This is a genomic window from Nocardioides sp., assembly GCF_044226765.1.
Lineage (GTDB): Bacteria > Actinomycetota > Actinomycetes > Propionibacteriales > Nocardioidaceae > Nocardioides.
Window position 1 is genome coordinate 96,738 of the sequence record NZ_JBGAGJ010000010.1, and the last position, 17,093, is coordinate 113,830.

The window sequence follows — 17,093 nt, forward strand, 5'->3', positions numbered from 1 at the left end:
CCGTCCAGGTCACCGGCCAGGTCACCGGCCGGCAGCGCCGAAGTCGTGGCCCCAGTAGGACACCGCGGTCGACTCCCGGGCCACCCAGCGGGCGTCGTCGACGGTGAGGCCGTCGGTGCCGAACTCGACGTCGAACCCGCCGGGCGAGCGGACGTAGAACGAGATCATCTCGTCGTTCATGTGGCGCCCGAGGGTGGCCGACAGCGGCGCCTGGTGCCTGCGGACCCGCTCCAGCGCCCGGCCGACGTCGTCGAGCCGGTCGACCTCGAGCATGATGTGGACGCACTTGGCCGGGTTCGGCATCGGCAGGAACGCCAGCGAGTGGTGCCGCGGGTTCACCCCGAGGAAGCGCAGCCACACCTTCGAGCCGGGCTCCTTGCCGACGAACTCCCCCGGCATGCTCATCGAGTCCCGCAGCCGGAACCCGAGCACGTCGGCGTAGAAGCGCAGCGCCTCGACGTCGTCGCCCACCGGCACCACCACGTGGCCCATGCCCTGGTCGCCGGTGACGAACCGGGCGCCGTACGGCGGCACGACCGGTCGCGCCTCGTAGGTGATGCCGTGGAAGAGCTCGAAGACGTTGTCCCACGGGTCGCGGAAGCGCACCAGGTCCTGCACCCGGCGCTCGTCGAGCTCCTCGCGGGTGCCATCCTCGACGACGACCCCGGCCTTCTCGAGGTGCTCGCGGGCGTCCTGCAGCGCGCGGTGGTCGGCAACCTCCCACCCCACGCACTCGAGCTGGTCGACGTCGGCGGGCACGACCACGATCCGCGCCGACACCTCGTCGATGCGCCAGTACTGGTGGGTGGGGTCCGGGCCCCTCCCCTCGGCCAGCCCGAGCACCTTCCCGGCGAACGTGCGCCACTGCTCCGGGTCGGTGCTGGCCACGCGGACGTAGCCCATGGACCTGATCTCGATGGTCACGACCGGCTCCTCTCGACGTGGCGGGCCAGGAACGCCGTGGAGATCTCGGCGAACTCGTCGGCCGCCTCGATCTGGGCCCAGTGCCCGCAGTTGGGGAACACGTGCAGCTGGGCCCGCGGGATGAGCTTGAGTGCGGCGAACGCCCCGTCGAGAGGGTTGACCCGGTCCTCGCGACCCCAGGTCAGCAGCGTGTGCTTGCGCAGCCGGTGGGCCTCGCGCCACAGCATCCCGTCCTCGGCGGTCTCGGGGTTCCAGAAGGACATCCCCATCGACCGCATCGCCTCCTGCGCACCCGGTGCCGTCGCGTCGGCGAACCGCTCCTCGACCAGCTCGTCGGTGACCAGGGACTGGTCGACCACCATCGTGGAGATGAAGGCCCGCAGCCGCTCCCGCGTCGGGTCCGCGCCGAAGTCCATCAGCCGCTGCACGCCCTCGGTCGGGTCGGCGTGGAAGAGGTTGAGCGACAGCCCGCCCGGGCCCATCAGGATGAGCCGGCCGACCCGGTCCGGGTGCTCGAGGCTGAGCCGCATCGCCGTACCGCCGCCGAGGCTGTTGCCGAGCAGGTGGATCCGCTCGATGCCGAGGTGGTCGAGCAGTGCGACCACGTGGTCGGTCGCGTGCCGGTAGTAGTTGCCGACCACCGCGGGCTTGTCGGAGCCGCCGAAGCCGGGCTGGTCGACCAGCAGGGTGCGGAACGACGCCGCGAAGTGCGGCAGCGCGCGGCCGAAGTTCGACCACGCCGAGGCACCCGGCCCGCCGCCGTGCAGCATGACCAGCGGCAGCCCGCCGCCGGTCTCACCCGCGGTGCCGGCCTCGTAGTAGTTCAGGGTGGTCTCGCGAGCCCCGACGGCGACAGCGGCCGAGCGCCGGGTGCCCTCCTGCGAGAAGTCCGCCATCGATCAGTACATCCCCGGGTCGACCTTGTGGCCGAACTCGTGGGCACCGAACATCTGCAGGGCCCGCTCCGGGTCGTTGGCGGCGTGCACCCGCCCCGCGTGGGCGTCGCGCCAGGCGCGCTGGAGGTAGGTGCCGGTCGCGAGCGCCCGCCCGCCGGAGGCCTCGAACAGCTCGTCGATCGCGTCGATGGCGCGCTGGGTCCCGAGCACCTGATCGCGCCGCACCTTCAGTCGCAGCTTGAGCGGGATCTTCTCGCCGCGCTCGACGTGCGCCTGCTCCTCGCGGATGTTGTTGACCAGCAGCGCCCAGGCGGCGTCGATCTCCGAGGACGCCCTCGCGATGCGGACGGCGGCGAACGGGTCCAGCGACGCCTTCTCGCCCAGGTACGCCGCGCGCACCCGCTTCTGCTGCATCTCCACGTGCTCGGCGTACGCACCCATCGCCATCCCGATGATCGGCGTGGTGATGGTCCCGGTGAAGATCGAGTGGAACGGCAGCTTGTAGAGGTCGGAGGGGTTCTGCTCCTGGCCCGGCCCGTAGCAGCGGCCGGTGTCGCCCATCGACAGCGTGAACGCCTCGGGGACGAAGACGTCGTCGACCACGATGTCGTTGGAGCCGGTGCCGGACAGGCCCACGACGTTCCAGACGTCGACGATCGTGTAGCTCTCGCGGGGCACCATGAACGTCTTGAAGTCGACGACGTTGCCCTCCTCGTTGAACACCAGGCCGCCGAGCAGCACCCAGCTGCAGTGGTCGCATCCGGAGGAGAAGCTCCACTTGCCCGAGAGCGTGTACCCGCCCTCGGTGACGACGGCCTTGCCGGTCGGTGCGTAGGACGAGCTCAGGCGGGTGTTGGTGTCCGAGCCCCAGACGGCCTGCTGGGCCTCGTCGGGGAAGAGGGCGACCTGCCACGGGTGCACGCCGACGACGCTGGCCACCCAGGCCGTCGAGCCGCACGCGGTGGCCAGGTCGCGCACCGCGGTGTAGAAGTCGACCGGGTCGGCCTCGAAGCCGTCGAAGCGGCGCGGCTGCAGGAGCCGGAAGTAGCCGACCTCCTCCAGCTCCTTGATCGAGGCGTCGGGCACCACTCGCAGGCGCTCGGTCTCGTCGGCCCGCTCCCGGATCCCGGGAAGCAGGTCACGGACGCCCTCGAGAACGGCCTGGGATCCTGCGTTTCCTGTCACGGCATCTCCTGTCACCTGAACCGACCCCGCAATACTAGAACACGTTCTTGTTTTCGACCACAACGAGCCATCGCCGGGTGTCGTGCCGAGGTATTGCCTAGGAAATCCCGCGGCGCTCGGGCATGCTCTCCGACATGCGACTCCGAGTGACGGGCCTGGCCCTCTCCCTCTCGCTGGTCGCCGCGGCGGTGGCGGCGTGCGGCGACTCCGGCAGCGCGGGCGACGGCGGCGACACGACCCTCACCGTCTACGCCGCGTCGTCCCTGACCGCGACGTTCGAGCAGCTCGGCCAGGAGTTCGAGGCGCAGCACGACGGCGTGCAGGTCGAGTTCGCCTTCGGCGGCTCCTCCGACCTGGTCGCGCAGATCCAGCAGGGCGCCCCCGCCGACGTCTTCGCGTCGGCCGACACCGCGAACATGGACAAGCTGACCGCCGACGACCTCCAGGCCGGCGACCCGCGGGACTTCGCCACCAACACCCTCGAGATCGCCACCCCGCCCGACGACCCCGCCGGCATCGCGTCGTTCGCCGACCTGGCGAAGCCCGGCGTGAAGGTGGTCGTCTGCGCGCCGGAGGTGCCGTGCGGCGCCGCGACGGCCCAGATGGAGCAGGTGACCGGCGTGACGCTCGACCCGGTCAGCGAGGAGCAGTCGGTCACCGACGTGCTCGGCAAGGTCATGTCCGGCGAGGCCGACGCCGGCGTCGTCTACGTGACCGACGTCCGGGCCGCGGGCGACAAGGTCGCCGGAGTGCCCATCGCCCAGGCCGACCAGGTCGTGAACACCTACCCGATCGTGGCGGTCAAGGACTCGGAGAACGCCGACCTCGCGCAGGAGTTCGTCGACCTGGTGCTCGGCGCCCAGGGACAGGCGATCCTGGAGGACGCCGGGTTCGGCACACCCTGATCGCGGCTGGGTAGGGTCGCGGCGTGTCGACCGTCCGTACCGCCGGCGTCCCGCGCTGGGCGTACGTACCCGCCCTGCTCGGCGCGAGCTTCATCCTGCTGCCGCTCGTCGCCATCGTGACGCGCGTCGACTGGTCCCACTTCCTCACGCTGATCACCTCGGAGTCGGCGACCGACGCGCTGGTGCTGAGCCTGAAGACGTCGTCGGTCAGCACCCTGCTGTGCGTGCTCCTCGGCGTCCCGATGGCGCTCGTGCTCGCCCGGCGCGACTTCCCGGGGCTCGGGGTGCTCCGGTCGCTGGTGCTCCTGCCCCTCGTCCTCCCGCCGGTCGTCGGTGGCATCGCGCTGCTGTACACGTTCGGGCGTCGCGGCCTCCTCGGCGGCACGCTCGAGGCCGCCGGCATCGAGATCGCGTTCACGACGATCGCGGTGGTGATGGCGCAGACGTTCGTGGCGCTGCCCTTCATGGTCGTCTCGCTCGAGGGTGCCCTGCGCACCGCCGGCCAGCGGTACGACGTCGTCGCGGCGTCGCTCGGCGCCCGTCCGACCACGGTCTTCCGCCGGGTCACGCTGCCGCTGGTGCTGCCCGGGCTCGTCTCCGGCGCCGTCTTGGCCTTCGCCCGCTCGCTCGGCGAGTTCGGCGCCACGATCACCTTCGCCGGCAGCCTGCAGGGGCGCACCAGGACGCTGCCCCTGGAGATCTACCTGCAGCGCGAGACCGACCCCGACGCCGCCGTGGCCCTGGCCCTGGTCCTGGTCGTCGTCGCGGTGCTGGTCATCGGGCTGGCCCGGCAGAGCAGCGCCGCCCGATGACGCTGCAGGTGAGGGCGCGGGTGGACGCGCGCGACGTCGAGGTCTCCTTCGACGTCGCCGACGGCGAGACCCTGGCCCTGCTCGGCCCGAACGGCGCCGGGAAGTCGACCGTGCTCGACGTGGTCGCCGGCCTCCTCGTCCCCGACTCCGGCCGGGTGACCCTGGGCGACCGGGTGCTCACCGACGTCGGCGGCGGGTCGTCGGTGACGGTGGCCCCGCACGACCGACGGACCGCCCTCCTCGGCCAGGAGCCGCTGCTCTTCCCCCACCTCAGCGTCCTGGAGAACGTCGCGTTCGGGCCGCGCAGCCGCGGGGTCTCGCGCACCGACGCCCGGCGCGCCGCCCAGCAGTGGCTGGACGAGGTCGGGATCGGCGAGCTCGCCGCGCGACGCCCCTCGGAGGTGTCCGGAGGTCAGGCCCAGCGGGCTGCGGTGGCCCGGGCGCTCGCCGCCGAGCCCGACCTGCTGCTGCTCGACGAGCCGATGGCCGCCCTCGACGTCGCGGTGCAGCCGGCGCTGCGGCAGGTGCTGCGGCGCGTGCTGGCCGACCGCACCGTCGTGGTCGTCACCCACGACCCCCTCGACGCGCTCCTGCTCGCCGACCGGGTCGTCGTGCTCGAGTCGGGCCGGGTCCAGGAGACCGGTGCGAGCGGCGACGTCCTCGCCCGGCCACGCAGCGCCTTCGCCGCCCGGCTGGCCGGCCTCAACCTGGTCGCCGGCACCTGGCGCGACGGCCACGTCGACTCCCCCGACGGCCGGCGGGTCGCCGGCCAGGTCGAGGGCGAGCCGCCGGCGCCCGGCGCGCCCGTCGTCGCGACCTTCCGCCCGCACTCCGTGGCGGTCTTCCGGCAGCCGGTCGGCGGCAGCCCGCGCAACTCCTTCCAGGTCACGGTGAGCGAGGTCGAGCCGCGCGGCGACCTGGTCCGCGTCCGCGCGGACGAGCTGGCCGCCGACGTGACCGTGCAGGCCGCCGCCGAGCTCGGGCTCGAGGTCGGGCAGCCGGTCACGTTCTCCGTCAAGGCGACCGAGGTCGCGGTCTACGCGCTGTGAGCGCCCCGTGCCGACCGGCCTCTATGCTGGCGCCGTGGCGGAGTACCTGCGCATCGGTGAGGTCGCCCAGGCGCTCGGGGTCAGCGTCGACACGCTGCGCCGGTGGGAGTCCGCCGGCCGGGTCACCTTCGAGCGCCGCGGCAACCAGCGGGTGCTGCCGGCAGCCGACCTGGCGCCTCTGATCGCCTCGCTCGCGGGGCCGGACAAGGTGTCCAGCGCCCGCAACCGGTTCGCCGGCGTGGTCGTCTCCGTCGAGCGCGACGGCGTGATGGCCAAGGTGGAGCTCGCCTGCGGCGACTACCGCGTCGTCTCCCTGATGAGCCGCGAGGCCGCCGACGAGCTCGGCCTCGAGCCCGGCGTGCCGGCGACCGCCGTCGTCAAGGCGACGAACGTGGTCGTCGAGGCGGCCCCCCGGTCGGCGCACGGCTGATCCGCGGCCGCCGGGTCGTCCGGCGCTCAGAAGTCCTGGGGCTGGGTGAAGAACCCGTGCGGGTCGTAGGTGCTGCGTGCCTGCGCCAACCGGTCGGCGTTGGCGCCGAAGTAGGCCGGCAGGTAGTCCGTGATCGTCGGGTCCGCGTAGTTGACGTACGCGTGGCTGCCCCAGTGCGGCGTCATCGCAGCACGGAACCCCCGGACGTAGGCGTCCGCCGCCTTCGCGCTGCCGGGCGGGAACGTCGCGGTGTACTGCACGGTCGCGAGCGCCGTGCGGTGCACGAACGCGGTGTCGCCGGGGGCGAGATCCCGCACGCGCCCGCCGAGGGCGTCGATGGAGATGCCGGCCTCCTTCAGCCCCGAGGACTGCGCCGCCTGGACCTGGTCGACCAGGTCGCCGATGCCCGCGGAGTCCAGCGGGTCGTAGGCGACGTGCGAGGTCGCGCCGAACGCCTCGCGCTGCAGGTCCCCGCCGGGGCCGGTGTGGCACTTGTCGGCCGGGATCGAGGCGCAGCCGGCGTACGACATCATCGCGTCGCGGTAGCCGAGCACCTTCGTCGAGCGCGTCGACGGTGCGGGCACGTGGTCGAGGAGCCCGGCGAGCTGGCCGTCGAGCGCCGAGGACGGACCGGTCCACGTGCCGGAGAGCAGCAGGGTCGGGCCGGACGGGTGGCTCTGGCCGCCGAGCCCCTTGAGCGTCGACCACAGCCGGTGGTCGGCGGACGGTGCCCACCCCTGCCACGCGGCGACCACGTCCGGCGCCGCGTCGAGGGACCACGCGAGGTAGAAGGTGCTGAGCGTGGGTGCCTCCTGGGTGTCGAGCACGAACGACGTGACCACGCCGAGGTGCCCCCCGCCTCCGCCACGCAGGGCCCAGTAGAGGTCCGGCTCCTCGTCGGCGCTGGCGGTCCGGATGGTGCCGTCGGCGGTGACGACCTGCATCGACTGCACGGCGTCACAGGTCAGCCCCATCGCCCGGGTGAGCACGCCGACCCCGCCGCCCAGGGTGAGCCCGGCGATCCCGACCGTCGCGCACGACCCGCCGGCGATCGCGCGGCCGGACCCGCCCACGACGTCGTAGACGTGCGCCAGCGCCGCGCCGGCGCCGACCGTCGCGGTCGACCCGGTGACCTGCACCTGGTCGAGGGGCCGGACGTCGACCACCAGGGCCTTCGGCTTCCCCCCACCCGACCACCCGGGGTAGCTGTGCCCACCCGAGCGGATGGCCACCGGCAGCCCGTGGTCCTGGGCGAACGCGAACCCGGCCGCCACGTCCGCCGCGGACGCGACCGACAGCACGGCGAGCGGGTGCTCGCCGTCGTACCGCGGGTTCTCCAGCAGCCGGACCTGGTCGTAGTCCGGGTCTCCCGGCAGCGTGAGCGTGCCCTGGACGGAGCGCTGCAGCTGGCTCCACGGCGGCTTGCCCGACGGCGTCGGCGAGGTGGTGGCGGACGAGGCCGAGGACGGCGCCGGCGTGGGTGCGGACGACGAGCCGCCGTCGGACGTGCACGCGGTCAGGGCGCCGAGCGCCCCGGCACCCAGGACAGCCCGCCGGCTCCAGCTCGTCACGGGCACACCGTACGACCCCGCACCTCCTCACGTCCGCCGGTGGAAGGTGAGGCGTCCGTCGGCGTGGCGTTGAGTGCGGTAGCGGTGGTCGTGGGCGCGGTGGTGGTGGTGGGCGCAGAGCAGGGCGGCGTCGGTGAGGTCGGTGCGGCCGCCGGCGGCCCAGGGGTCACCGGCGTGGTGGGCCTCGCACCAGGCGGCGGGGATGTCGCAGCCCTCGGCGCGGCAGGTGGGTTGGGTCACGGCCAGCGCCTTGCGTTGGGTGGGTGAGTAGAGGCGGCGGGTCCGGCCCGCGTCGAGGACCACACCGGTCCCGCCGAGGACCACCGGGATGATCCCGGCGGTGCACGCGAGGCGCCGGGCCTCGCCTGCGGAGAGCGGCTGGTCGCCGGTGTGGGCGACCCCCAGGACCTGGCAGAGCTCGGCGAGGGTGACGGTGATGATCACGGTGGTCGCGTCGCCGCCGTGCAGCGGCAGCCGGGCCGGGTCGACGGCCTCGAGGAACGCCGCGAACGCGGCGCCCATCCGCTGGTCGTAGGGTCGCCGGTCTGGTGGCTGCTGCTGGTGGTCGGCGGGCTGGTCCGGTTGGTCTGGTTGGCGGTCAGGGCGGCGGGGGTTGGTGAGGGCTTCGAGGTAGGCCATCAGCCGGTCGCAGACATGGTCGGGGCCGCGGAAGACCAGCTCGCTGATCCCGGGGCCGACCCGGCGGCGGCGCAGGAAGGTGCCGCGGCGGGCGCGGGTCTCCTCGTCGGCCAGCAGCCGGCCCTCGTGGTCCTCGGCGACCTCGGGCGCGACCACCTCCAGCACCCGGCGGCCCAGCACCCGGAGCTGGCGGGGCCCGAACCGGGCCGCCTCGTCGACCAGCCGGTCCTCGGCGGCCGCCCGGACGCCGGCGTCGACCTCGTCCGGCAGGGCGTCGACCGCGGCGGTGAGGACCTCGGCCTGGGCCAGGTTCACCGCACCCGACCGCAGCCCAGCACTCACCTGGGGATGGTCGGCCAGCGCCTGGGCCAGCCGGAGCCGGCGGCGGCACTCGCCCCGGTCCCGGCGGCCGCGGTGCGCCAGCCACGCCGCGGCGTCCCGCGCCCCGTCCCGGTCCGCCACGTCGCCGGACGCGGCCAGGACCCGCACCCGCAGCTCCTCCAACCGGTCGATCCCGCGACTGAGCTCCAGCAGCGCCGCCGCCTTGTCCTCGACAGTCATGAACACCGGGTCCACCCCACCCACCGACGACACCGCCGACGCCACCGCGGCGGCAGCAGCCAGCACCGGGTGCGAGGAGACATCGGGAGCAGCAGACACGGACACACCAGAGGATCGACGGACGCCCGGGGACTGAGAACCACACGGGACTGCACGAACGTCGATGCCAGCGCGTCACCAGACGAGCAACGGATCCACCCACGAGCGGACCGCAGGACTACTGCATCTACGACTATTAGAACACACGTGCGATCCGGGGTCAAGCTTCTCCACACCCACGGCGAGGGCGTCACGGCCGGTGATTCAGCCCTCGACATCCTCGGGCAGCAGGGACTCGCCGGACCGCCATGCCCAGACCTGCCGGACCACGAGCGCCAGGACCTGCCAGGCGAGGTAGCAGGGTGTCCCGACGAGGAACCCGAAGAACACCGCCATCCACGCGGCGGCCGCCCAGCTCTGCCCCGGATCCGGGCTGAGGCCGCTGAGCAGGTCGGACCACAGCAGGCACGCCAGGAGCCACGGCCCCACCCAGGTGGCCAGCTCCTGCCGTCTGGTCAGATTGGCCCTGGCGTACATGAACGCGAAGAACACGCTGACGGCACCGACGTAGGCCGCACCGAGCAGGAACAGGCCCAGGCCGCCGAAGCCGTCCGACCACGGGGGCGTCAGCAGGAGCAACCATGCCGCCCCGGACGCCAGGTTGCTGATGAGGATCCGGCGGTCGAGGCGCCCGGTGCCGGGGTCCACCCTGCGGCCCGAGGGCTCGGCGGAGGGGGCAGGCATGCCGGCATTGTGCCGCATCCGAGCTCGCCACCAGGTCCTGCGCGCCACCCACTGGCAGGTGTCGTCGAAGTTCTGCATCCGCACGCCAATCTCCGGGTGCCAGTCGGCCACGTCTCGCGGATCCGACGTCTCGATCAGCGACCCGAGCTCGACGAAGCCCTGCTCGACGAAGGTGAGCGCCTTGATGGCGTCGGCATCGAGTCCATCCCCGTGCTCGTCACCATCGAGAGAGCCGATCACCCCCGGAGTGTCGCGCAGCCACCGGCCGCCGCCGGAGGCTTGACGACCTCGCGCAGCGTGCCGATCGCCCGGCCGACGGTCTCCCGGGCGGCCTCGAGCCGGGGCAGCAGCCCGGGTCCCGCGCGGAGGAGCACGCGGTCGAGCTCGAGGGAGGCGGCGAAGAGGTCCTGGAGCACCTCGGAGTGCACGGCATCGAGCAGCCGCTCGCGCTCCTCGAGGCGGGCCAGCCGCTCGCTGCGCCGGATGTTGCAGACCTGGGCGCGCACGTCCGGCGTCGTGTAGAGGTCGGTGACCGCCACCTCGACCCGGACCCAGTCGTCGTCATGACGCACCCGGAGGTCGTCGACGCGCTCGGCCCCGGGGGCGTCGTCGTCGACCAGCTCGACGAAGGCGACCCGGTCCTCGGGGTGGATCCGCTCGTCCAGACGCGCTCCGACGAGCTCGGCGACCGGCCAGCCGAAGATCGTGGTGACCGCCGGGCTCGCGTAGCTGACGACGTGGTCTTCGTTGAGCACGACCGCCGCGTCGCTGGAGCGCTCCATGAGGTGTCGCACGGCGGCGCCGAGGTTGAGCGACTCACCGACGATGCCGATCAGGACGCCGTCACGGTAGATACCCGCGTCCGTCACCAGCGCGTGCAGCACCTCCCCGTCGCGCCGCTGCACCGCGAAGCCGCCCGACCACGAGCTGCCGTGCCGCAGCGCGTCCATGATCTCGGCCCCGGCGGTCGCGGACATCTGCGGCACCGTCACCTCGGCGATGTCGCGACCGAGCACCTCCGCCGCCGTCCAGCCGTACATGTCCTCCGCCGCGGCGTTCCAGAACACGATCCGCCCCTCCGGGTCCGTGGCGATCACGGCCTGCCCGAGGCCGTGCAGCAGCTCAGCCTCGGAGGGAGGGGCGGCTGGACTTGGTGAGCCCTGGGTCACGGTCACGTGACCAGCATGGTGCGCAGCGGGCAGGGTCGGAGGAGTCCACGGACCCGAGCACGGGGTGCCGAGGTGCCCGGGTCCTCGCCTAGCATCGCCGGCGAGCACCCACGAGCCCACGGCATGACAACCCCGGAGCACGGTCCGGAGTTCTTCAGGGTGTGACGACACGGAGAGAGCGATGATCCCCGGCCGGGACCGACGGGCGTTCGAGGAGTTCGTCGCCGCCTCGGCTGACCGGCTGGTGCGGTCGGCGTACCTGCTGTGCGGTGACCGCGGTGACGCCGAGGACATCGTGCAGACGGCACTGCTGCGGACGGCGCGCCGGTGGCGGGTCGCCCGCCAAGCGCCCGAGGCCTACGCACGCCGCGTGGTCGTGAACCTGGCCAAGGACCGCTGGCGCAACCTCGCCCGCCGGCCCGTGGTCGCCCCGATCGACGACGTCGACCCGCCGGCGGCGGTCAGCGTCGTGGACGGGGTGCTCGACCGCGACGAGCTGCTCCGGGCCGCGGCCCAGCTCCCGCCGGGGCAGCGGGCGGTGCTCGTGCTGCGCTTCTTCGACGACCTCCCGGTCGACGAGACCGCCGCCGCGCTGGGCTGCTCGCCCGGCACCGTCAAGTCACAGACCTCACGCGCCCTGGAACGTCTCCGGGCCGCGCTCGTCCCCGAGAAGGAGAACGCCGATGTTGACCGATGACGACCTGACCCGCCAGCTGGGCGGCGCCTTCCGCGAGGCCGCCGCGGACCTCGCGTACGCCGGCCGGGTGCCCGCGCCGCGCAGCGCAGCAGCCACGTGGGGCGTGCCCCTCGCCTCGACCGCCGCCGTAGCCACGACCCTGGCGGTCGTGTGGACCGCCTCGACCGCACCGGAGGACGCCGGTGCCCCGCGTGCGGAGTCGCCGGCCACCTCCGCCGCGCCCGTCACCACCCCGCGGGTGGTCACCCGGACCGTCGAGGTCGCCGGCTTCACCTTCAGCTATCGCAGCGGGGCCCGGGCGGCCCACGTCGACGACCTCTACGTCCAGAGCCAGGTCAGTGTGCCGGCGGACGCGACGCGGATCGACTCCCCCGAGGGCACCCGCGCCTGGGTCGGGGTCGACCCGGCGAGCGGCGACCACGCGCTCTACGTGGAGGCGCCCACCCGCAACGACGGCCGGGTCTTCGCCGTGCTCTCGCCGACGTGGACGCGAGACCAGCTGGTCGACCTGTTCCGGCACGGCGACCGGCCGTGAGCGAGGGCGGCCGGCCGGCCGACGGCCGCGCTGGTCGCGGCCGCGACGTGCCCCGCGCTCAGCGGCTCGCGGCCCGCGGTGACGTGCCGGTCCAGGCCCGGTGCGCCCGGTAGAAGGATCCGGGGTCGTCGTACCCGAGGAGGAACGCGATCTCGGCCACCGAGTGCCGACCCTCCCGCAGGTAGTGGGCGGCGAGCTCGGCGCGGGTGCGGTCGAGGACGTCGCCGAAGGTGGTGCTCTCCTCGGCGAGGCGACGCTGGAGGGTGCGCGGACTGGTGCCGAGGCGCCGCGCGACCTCGGCCGTCACGGCCCGACCCGCGGGGAGCAGCTCCATCAGGGCAGCCGCCGTGGCGTCCGACGTCCGCCCACCACCCTGCTCGGCGAGCCTGCGCCGCAGGACGTCGTCGAGGGAGGACCTCAGGGCGTCGTCGGCCGTCACGAAGCGGCGCCGGGCATCGGCACGGGAGAACGTGACCGACGTGGTCGCACCGCGTCGCACCGGGGCGCCGAGCACCTCGACGAGCTCGTGGACGACACCCGCGGGCGGGAGCACCGGCGCAGTGAGCGCGACGGGCACGACCCGGGTGCGCGTGCCGGTCCGCGCCAGGCGCACCCAGAACGCGAGCTCGACGTGCAGCACGACCGGCGGTGGCGTCGGGACGTCGGGGAAGCCGACGGTCAGCCGGAGCCCGCGCTCGTCGTCCTCCACCGCGAGGGTCAGCGGACCGAGCAGGGCCTTGTGCGTCGCGATCCGGTGAGCAGCGGCGACCAGGTCCTCGCTGCACAGCGCGGCCAGCACCGCCGGGTCGACCGACTCCAGGCGCAGCAGCTCGGCGACCCGGACGACCAGGTCCGGACCCGTCTGGTCCTCCAGCGCCTGCCACAGCCGGTAGTAGTCGGCCAGCGGCATCGTCCCCGCCCCGGCCAGCGCCTCCGGTGGGAGACCGGCGCGCCGCAGCAGCACCCGGGGGTCGACTCCGAGGTCGGCCAGGAGTGTCCGGGCCGCCGGACCGACCGCGATCTCACGCACGCCCGGTCCGCTCAGCGGTGCGGTATGACGGCGCCGGGCTCGACCGCCAACCCGGTCTCGCGCTCCGCCACCTCCCACAGGCGCCGGATCGCCTCGGCTGAGCCCGGTCGCACCAGCGGCTTGGCGACCGGGGGGCCGCTGACGGTGAACAGCGGACCGTAGATCACACCCGGTCGCGCGTGCGGGTCGGTCGCGGCGCGCAGCTGGCTCAGGGCGCCCCGGGGGACACTCATCCCGACCAGGTCGGCCAGTCGGTCGTAGAACCGTCCCAGGCGGCCGCCCCCTCCGGCGTGCGCCGTCGTCGACTGCAGGTCGGAGTTCGTGTAGCCGGGGTGTGCCGGCACGGCGAGCGCGTCGATCCCGGCCGCCGCGAACCGTGCCTGGAGCCCCTGCGCGAGGTGCCGCATCGCCAGCTTGGTCGTGCCGTACTGCGTCCAGGGGTCGTAGCGGCCGGCCCGGTGCGGGTCGGCGGGGTCGATGCGACGGCCCTGGTGCTGGGCGATGCTCGAGAGGGTGACGACGCGAGCGCCGGGCGCGGCGACCACCGCCGGCAGCAGCCGCGAGAGCAGCGCCCAGTGCCCCAGCACGTTCACTCCCAGCTGGGTCTCGAAGCCGTCGACGGTGCGGCCCTCCGGCATCGCCATCACGCCGGCGTTGAGCATCAGGACGTCGATGCGGTCGTGGTCGGCCAGGATCACCCGGGCCGCCCCGGCGACCGACTCCAGCGAGCCGAGGTCCAGCGGCACGATCGCCAGGGACGCGCCCGGATGCGTGGCGAGGACGTCTCGCCGCGCCGCCTCGGCCTTCTCCTGGTTGCGCGCCGCCATCACCACGTGCGCCGCGGCGCCGGCCAGGGCCCGGGTGGACTCCAGGCCGAGGCCGCCGTTGGCGCCGGTCACGACCACGGTGCGACCGGTCTGGTCGGGGATGTCGTCGATGGTCCAGGTCACGGTCGGAGCTCCTGTGGGTCGGGGGTTCGTCCCTCGAACCTAACGACCCGCCGGCTCGACCGGTATGGCAGATCGCGCCAGCACAGTGCCGGATCGCGCCACGGCTCAGGCGCCGGCGTTCGCCGCCGCCTTGTCCTGCTCGCGCCTGAGCATCAAGGCGATGTCGATGAGCTGGTCCTCCTGGCCGCCGATCAGCTTGCGCCGGCCGGCCTCGAGCAGGATCGCGGCGCCCGAGACGCCGTAGCGGTCGGCGGCGTTGCCCGCGTGCTTGAGGAAGCTCGAGTAGACGCCGGCGTAGCCCATCATCAACGTCATCCGGTCCAGCTGGCACTCCTCGGGCATGGCGGGCTTGATGACGTCCTCGGAGGCGTCCACCACCTGCAGGAAGTCGACCCCGGTCACCCAGCCGAGCTTGTCGCAGACGCCGATGAAGGCCTCCAGCGGCGTGTTCCCCGCACCCGCGCCGAAGCGGCGCACGGAGCCGTCGATCTGGGTCGCACCGGCGCGAGCGGCGATGACGGTGTTGGCCACGCCGAGGCCGAGGTTCTCGTGGCCGTGGAACCCGACGTCGGCCTGCGACCCGATCTCCGCGACGAGCGCCGACACCCGGTCCGCTGTCTGCTCCATGATCAGGGCGCCGGCCGAGTCCACGACGTACACGCACTGGCAGCCGGCGTCGACCATGATCCGGGCCTGCCTCGCCAGCACCTCGGGCGGCTGCGTGTGGCTCATCATCAAGAACCCGACAGTCTCCAGGCCGAGGTCGCGGGCCAGGCCGAAGTGCTGGACCGACACGTCCGCCTCGGTGCAGTGCGTCGCGATCCGGCAGATCTGGCCGCCGTTGTCCTGCGCGGCACGGATGTCGTCCTTGGTCCCGACGCCCGGGAGCATCAGGAAGGCGATCCTCGCCCGCTTCGCGGTCTCCGCCGCGATCTTGATCAGCTCCTGCTCCCACGTCCTGGAGAACCCGTAGTTGAACGACGAGCCACCGAGCCCGTCGCCGTGGGTCACCTCGATGACGGGGACGCCGGCGCCGTCGAGGGCCTCGACGATGTCGTGGCACTCCTGGGCGGTGAACTGGTGTCGCTTGTGGTGCGACCCGTCGCGCAGGCACGTGTCGGTCAGCCGCAGGTCGAGGTGCCCCCACGGGTCGTCCCCGTGGGCGCCGGACCAGGTGCGGGCGAGCGCATTGATGTCCGTCACGAGAGGCTCCTTGCGATGTTCTCCGCGACCTGCGTGGCGGCGGCGGTCATGATGTCGAGGTTCCCGGAGTACGGCGGCAGGTAGTCGCCCGCGCCCTCGACCTCGACGAACACCGACACCTTGAGCTGCCCGCGGGTGGCCTCGGACGGCTCGTCGAGCTGGGGCTCCTGGAGCAGCCGGTAGCCGGGCACGTACTCCTGCACGGCCTTCTCCATGTCGAAGACCGACCGCACGATGGCGTCCCGGTCGGCGTCGGGCGAGACGGCGCAGAAGATCGTGTCGCGCATGATCATCGGCGGCTCGGCCGGGTTGAGGATGATGATCGCCTTGCCCTGCTCGGCCCCGCCGATCTCCTCGACCCCGCGTGCGGTGGTGCGGGTGAACTCGTCGATGTTGGCGCGCGTCCCGGGCCCCGCCGAGACCGACGAGACCGAGGCGACGATCTCGGCGTACGACACCCCGCCGAACGCAGCGGCGGCCCGCGAGACCGCGGCGACCATCGGGATGGTGGCCTGCCCGCCGCAGGTGATCATGTTGACGTTCATCGCGCCGAGGTGGTCGCGGCCGTTGACCGGCGGGATGACGGCCGGGCCGACCGCCGCGGGCGTGAGGTCGACCGCCCGGATGCCGGCCTCCTCGTAGCGCGGGGCGTACTCGCGGTGCACGTAGGCCGACGTCGCCTCGAAGATCAGGTCGGGCAGCTCGTCCTGCTTGAGCAGCCAGTCGACGCCCTCGTGGCTGGCGACCAGGCCCCGGTCGGCGGCCAGCCGCAGGCCTTCACTGCTCGGGTCGACGCCGATCATCCAGCGCGGCTCGATGCTCCCCCCGTCCTCGGCAGAGCGCAGCAGCTTGTACATCAGGTCGGTCCCGATGTTGCCCGGCCCCACGATGGCCGCGGTCAGCTTGGTCATGCGCTACTCCTCGAACTCGACGGACAGGGGCGCGAACCCGCTGATGGACGCCACGACCCGGTCGCCCGGCGCGAACGGCACGAAGGGTCCGAGCGCACCCGACAGCACGACCTGGCCGGCGCGCAGCGGGTCACCGAAGCGGTGGCACTGCACGGCGAGCCAGCGCAGCGCCTCCAGGGGGTCGCCCAGGCACGCGGCGCCGGTGCCGCTGGAGCGGACCTCGCCGTTGATCGTCAGCGACATCTCGACGTCGACCGGCTCGACCCCGTCCGGGTGCGGGGCCAGGGGACGGCCCTCGGCGCCCACCACGTAGAGGCCGCTCGAGGCGTTGTCGGCGACCGTGTCGGTGAAGGTGATCGCCCACTGGTCGATCCGGGAGTCGACGATCTCGAGCGCCGGCAGCGCCACCTCGACGGCGGCACGGACCGACTCGAGCGTGATGTCGTCCGCCGACGCCGGCGCGACGTCGCGGCCGAGCCGGAAGGCGACCTCCGCCTCGACCCGCGGCTGCAGCAGCCGGGCCATCGACACCGGATGCTGGGCGGAGACGTCCATGTCGTCGAGCAGGTAGCCGAAGTCGGGCTGGTCGACGCCGAGCTGGTCCTGCACGGCCTTCGAGGTGGCGCCGATCTTGCGTCCCACCACGGTCGCCCCGGCCTCGAGCCGGGCCCGGACCAGGCCCTGCTGCACGGCGTACGCCGCCGGGAGGTCCTCGGTGCCGATCAGGTCGCGCACGGGCGCGCACGGGACGCCGGTCGCGGCGGCCTCGGAGAGGCGCGCCACAGCGGCGTGGACGGAGTCGGGTGTGGCCACCGGACCACAGTAGAACCTGTTACAGTTTTG

18 protein-coding genes are annotated in these 17,093 nt (G+C 73.3%); 6 read left to right on the forward strand and 12 right to left on the reverse strand.

What is annotated here, in order from left to right; translation table 11 throughout:
- Positions 1 to 21: 21 nt before the first annotated feature.
- Genes hsaC through hsaA form a run of 3 tightly spaced genes read right to left on the reverse strand, consistent with a single transcriptional unit; the run spans position 22 to position 3,005 of the window.
- Positions 22 to 924, reverse strand: a complete 903-nt coding sequence (gene hsaC / locus ACILRH_RS18405; RefSeq protein WP_395695514.1) for an iron-dependent extradiol dioxygenase HsaC — start codon at positions 922 to 924, stop codon at positions 22 to 24.
- Positions 921 to 1,820, reverse strand: a complete 900-nt coding sequence (hsaD, locus tag ACILRH_RS18410) for a 4,5:9,10-diseco-3-hydroxy-5,9,17-trioxoandrosta-1(10),2-diene-4-oate hydrolase (RefSeq protein ID WP_395695515.1) — start codon at positions 1,818 to 1,820, stop codon at positions 921 to 923. Before hsaD ends, hsaC begins: the two co-directional genes overlap by 4 nt.
- A gap of 3 nt (positions 1,821 to 1,823) precedes the next feature.
- The gene (hsaA, locus tag ACILRH_RS18415; protein ID WP_395695516.1) at positions 1,824 to 3,005 is read right to left on the reverse strand and encodes a 3-hydroxy-9,10-secoandrosta-1,3,5(10)-triene-9,17-dione monooxygenase oxygenase subunit; all 1,182 of its coding nucleotides are present in this window, start codon (positions 3,003 to 3,005) and stop codon (positions 1,824 to 1,826) included.
- Between the two features lie 134 nt (positions 3,006 to 3,139).
- Here hsaA and modA point away from each other — a divergent pair, with 134 nt between their 5' ends.
- Genes modA through ACILRH_RS18435 form a run of 4 tightly spaced genes read left to right on the forward strand, consistent with a single transcriptional unit; the run spans position 3,140 to position 6,201 of the window.
- Positions 3,140 to 3,910, forward strand: a complete 771-nt coding sequence (modA, locus tag ACILRH_RS18420; RefSeq protein ID WP_395695517.1) for a molybdate ABC transporter substrate-binding protein — start codon at positions 3,140 to 3,142, stop codon at positions 3,908 to 3,910.
- 23 nt (positions 3,911 to 3,933) lie between these two features.
- The gene (locus ACILRH_RS18425; protein ID WP_395695518.1) at positions 3,934 to 4,722 is read left to right on the forward strand and encodes an ABC transporter permease; all 789 of its coding nucleotides are present in this window, start codon (positions 3,934 to 3,936) and stop codon (positions 4,720 to 4,722) included.
- Positions 4,719 to 5,771 carry a sulfate/molybdate ABC transporter ATP-binding protein gene (locus tag ACILRH_RS18430; RefSeq protein ID WP_395695519.1) on the forward strand — a complete coding sequence of 351 codons (1,053 nt, stop codon included), beginning with the start codon at positions 4,719 to 4,721 and terminating at the stop codon, positions 5,769 to 5,771. The genes ACILRH_RS18425 and ACILRH_RS18430 overlap by 4 nt, the downstream gene beginning before the upstream one ends.
- Positions 5,772 to 5,805: 34 nt before the next feature.
- Entirely contained in the window at positions 5,806 to 6,201 is a 396-nt protein-coding gene (locus tag ACILRH_RS18435; protein WP_395695520.1) for a molybdopterin-binding protein, read from the forward strand.
- A 26-nt stretch (positions 6,202 to 6,227) separates the two neighbouring features.
- Here ACILRH_RS18435 and ACILRH_RS18440 read toward each other — a convergent pair whose 3' ends face one another.
- The 4 genes from ACILRH_RS18440 to ACILRH_RS18455 form a co-directional block, all read right to left on the reverse strand.
- Entirely contained in the window at positions 6,228 to 7,772 is a 1,545-nt protein-coding gene (locus tag ACILRH_RS18440; RefSeq protein ID WP_395695521.1) for an FAD-binding oxidoreductase, read from the reverse strand.
- Positions 7,773 to 7,799: 27 nt separating this feature from the next.
- Positions 7,800 to 9,071, reverse strand: coding sequence for a DUF222 domain-containing protein (locus ACILRH_RS18445; protein WP_395695522.1), 1,272 nt, complete (start codon positions 9,069 to 9,071; stop codon positions 7,800 to 7,802).
- A 204-nt stretch (positions 9,072 to 9,275) separates the two neighbouring features.
- On the reverse strand, positions 9,276 to 9,995 hold the full coding sequence (locus ACILRH_RS18450) for a hypothetical protein (protein ID WP_395695523.1): 720 nt from the start codon (positions 9,993 to 9,995) through the stop codon (positions 9,276 to 9,278).
- The gene (locus tag ACILRH_RS18455) at positions 9,992 to 10,930 is read right to left on the reverse strand and encodes a PAS domain-containing protein (protein ID WP_395695524.1); all 939 of its coding nucleotides are present in this window, start codon (positions 10,928 to 10,930) and stop codon (positions 9,992 to 9,994) included. The genes ACILRH_RS18450 and ACILRH_RS18455 overlap by 4 nt, the downstream gene beginning before the upstream one ends.
- A 175-nt stretch (positions 10,931 to 11,105) precedes the next feature.
- On the opposite strand from ACILRH_RS18455, the gene ACILRH_RS18460 reads away from it, so the two are divergent.
- Entirely contained in the window at positions 11,106 to 11,621 is a 516-nt protein-coding gene (locus tag ACILRH_RS18460; protein ID WP_395695525.1) for a SigE family RNA polymerase sigma factor, read from the forward strand.
- Positions 11,608 to 12,156, forward strand: coding sequence for a hypothetical protein (locus ACILRH_RS18465; protein WP_395695526.1), 549 nt, complete (start codon positions 11,608 to 11,610; stop codon positions 12,154 to 12,156). The genes ACILRH_RS18460 and ACILRH_RS18465 overlap by 14 nt, the downstream gene beginning before the upstream one ends.
- Before the next feature lie 58 nt (positions 12,157 to 12,214).
- On the opposite strand, the gene ACILRH_RS18470 is transcribed toward ACILRH_RS18465, so the two are convergent.
- From ACILRH_RS18470 to ACILRH_RS18490, 5 genes are all read right to left on the reverse strand, one after another.
- A complete protein-coding gene (locus tag ACILRH_RS18470; protein ID WP_395695527.1) occupies positions 12,215 to 13,186 on the reverse strand; it encodes an AraC family transcriptional regulator ligand-binding domain-containing protein in 972 nt (323 codons plus the stop codon).
- Between the two features lie 11 nt (positions 13,187 to 13,197).
- Positions 13,198 to 14,136, reverse strand: a complete 939-nt coding sequence (locus ACILRH_RS18475) for an SDR family NAD(P)-dependent oxidoreductase (RefSeq protein ID WP_395695528.1) — start codon at positions 14,134 to 14,136, stop codon at positions 13,198 to 13,200.
- A 105-nt stretch (positions 14,137 to 14,241) separates the two neighbouring features.
- Positions 14,242 to 15,339, reverse strand: a complete 1,098-nt coding sequence (gene dmpG, locus ACILRH_RS18480) for a 4-hydroxy-2-oxovalerate aldolase (RefSeq protein WP_395695529.1) — start codon at positions 15,337 to 15,339, stop codon at positions 14,242 to 14,244.
- Entirely contained in the window at positions 15,336 to 16,250 is a 915-nt protein-coding gene (locus ACILRH_RS18485) for an acetaldehyde dehydrogenase (acetylating) (protein ID WP_395695530.1), read from the reverse strand. Before ACILRH_RS18485 ends, dmpG begins: the two co-directional genes overlap by 4 nt.
- A gap of 3 nt (positions 16,251 to 16,253) precedes the next feature.
- Positions 16,254 to 17,063 carry a 2-keto-4-pentenoate hydratase gene (locus ACILRH_RS18490; RefSeq protein ID WP_395695531.1) on the reverse strand — a complete coding sequence of 270 codons (810 nt, stop codon included), beginning with the start codon at positions 17,061 to 17,063 and terminating at the stop codon, positions 16,254 to 16,256.
- Positions 17,064 to 17,093 lie beyond the last annotated feature (30 nt).

Excerpts from the sequence above, each read along its gene's own strand:
- hsaD (WP_395695515.1), bottom strand. The coding sequence starts at position 1,820 with ATGGCGGACTTCTCGCAGGAGGGCACCCGGCGCTCGGCCGCTGTCGCC.
- modA (WP_395695517.1), top strand. The coding sequence starts at position 3,140 with ATGCGACTCCGAGTGACGGGCCTGGCCCTCTCCCTCTCGCTGGTCGCC.
- ACILRH_RS18430 (WP_395695519.1), top strand. The coding sequence starts at position 4,719 with ATGACGCTGCAGGTGAGGGCGCGGGTGGACGCGCGCGACGTCGAGGTC.
- ACILRH_RS18460 (WP_395695525.1), top strand. The coding sequence starts at position 11,106 with ATGATCCCCGGCCGGGACCGACGGGCGTTCGAGGAGTTCGTCGCCGCC.
- ACILRH_RS18465 (WP_395695526.1), top strand. The coding sequence starts at position 11,608 with ATGTTGACCGATGACGACCTGACCCGCCAGCTGGGCGGCGCCTTCCGC.
- ACILRH_RS18485 (WP_395695530.1), bottom strand. The coding sequence starts at position 16,250 with ATGACCAAGCTGACCGCGGCCATCGTGGGGCCGGGCAACATCGGGACC.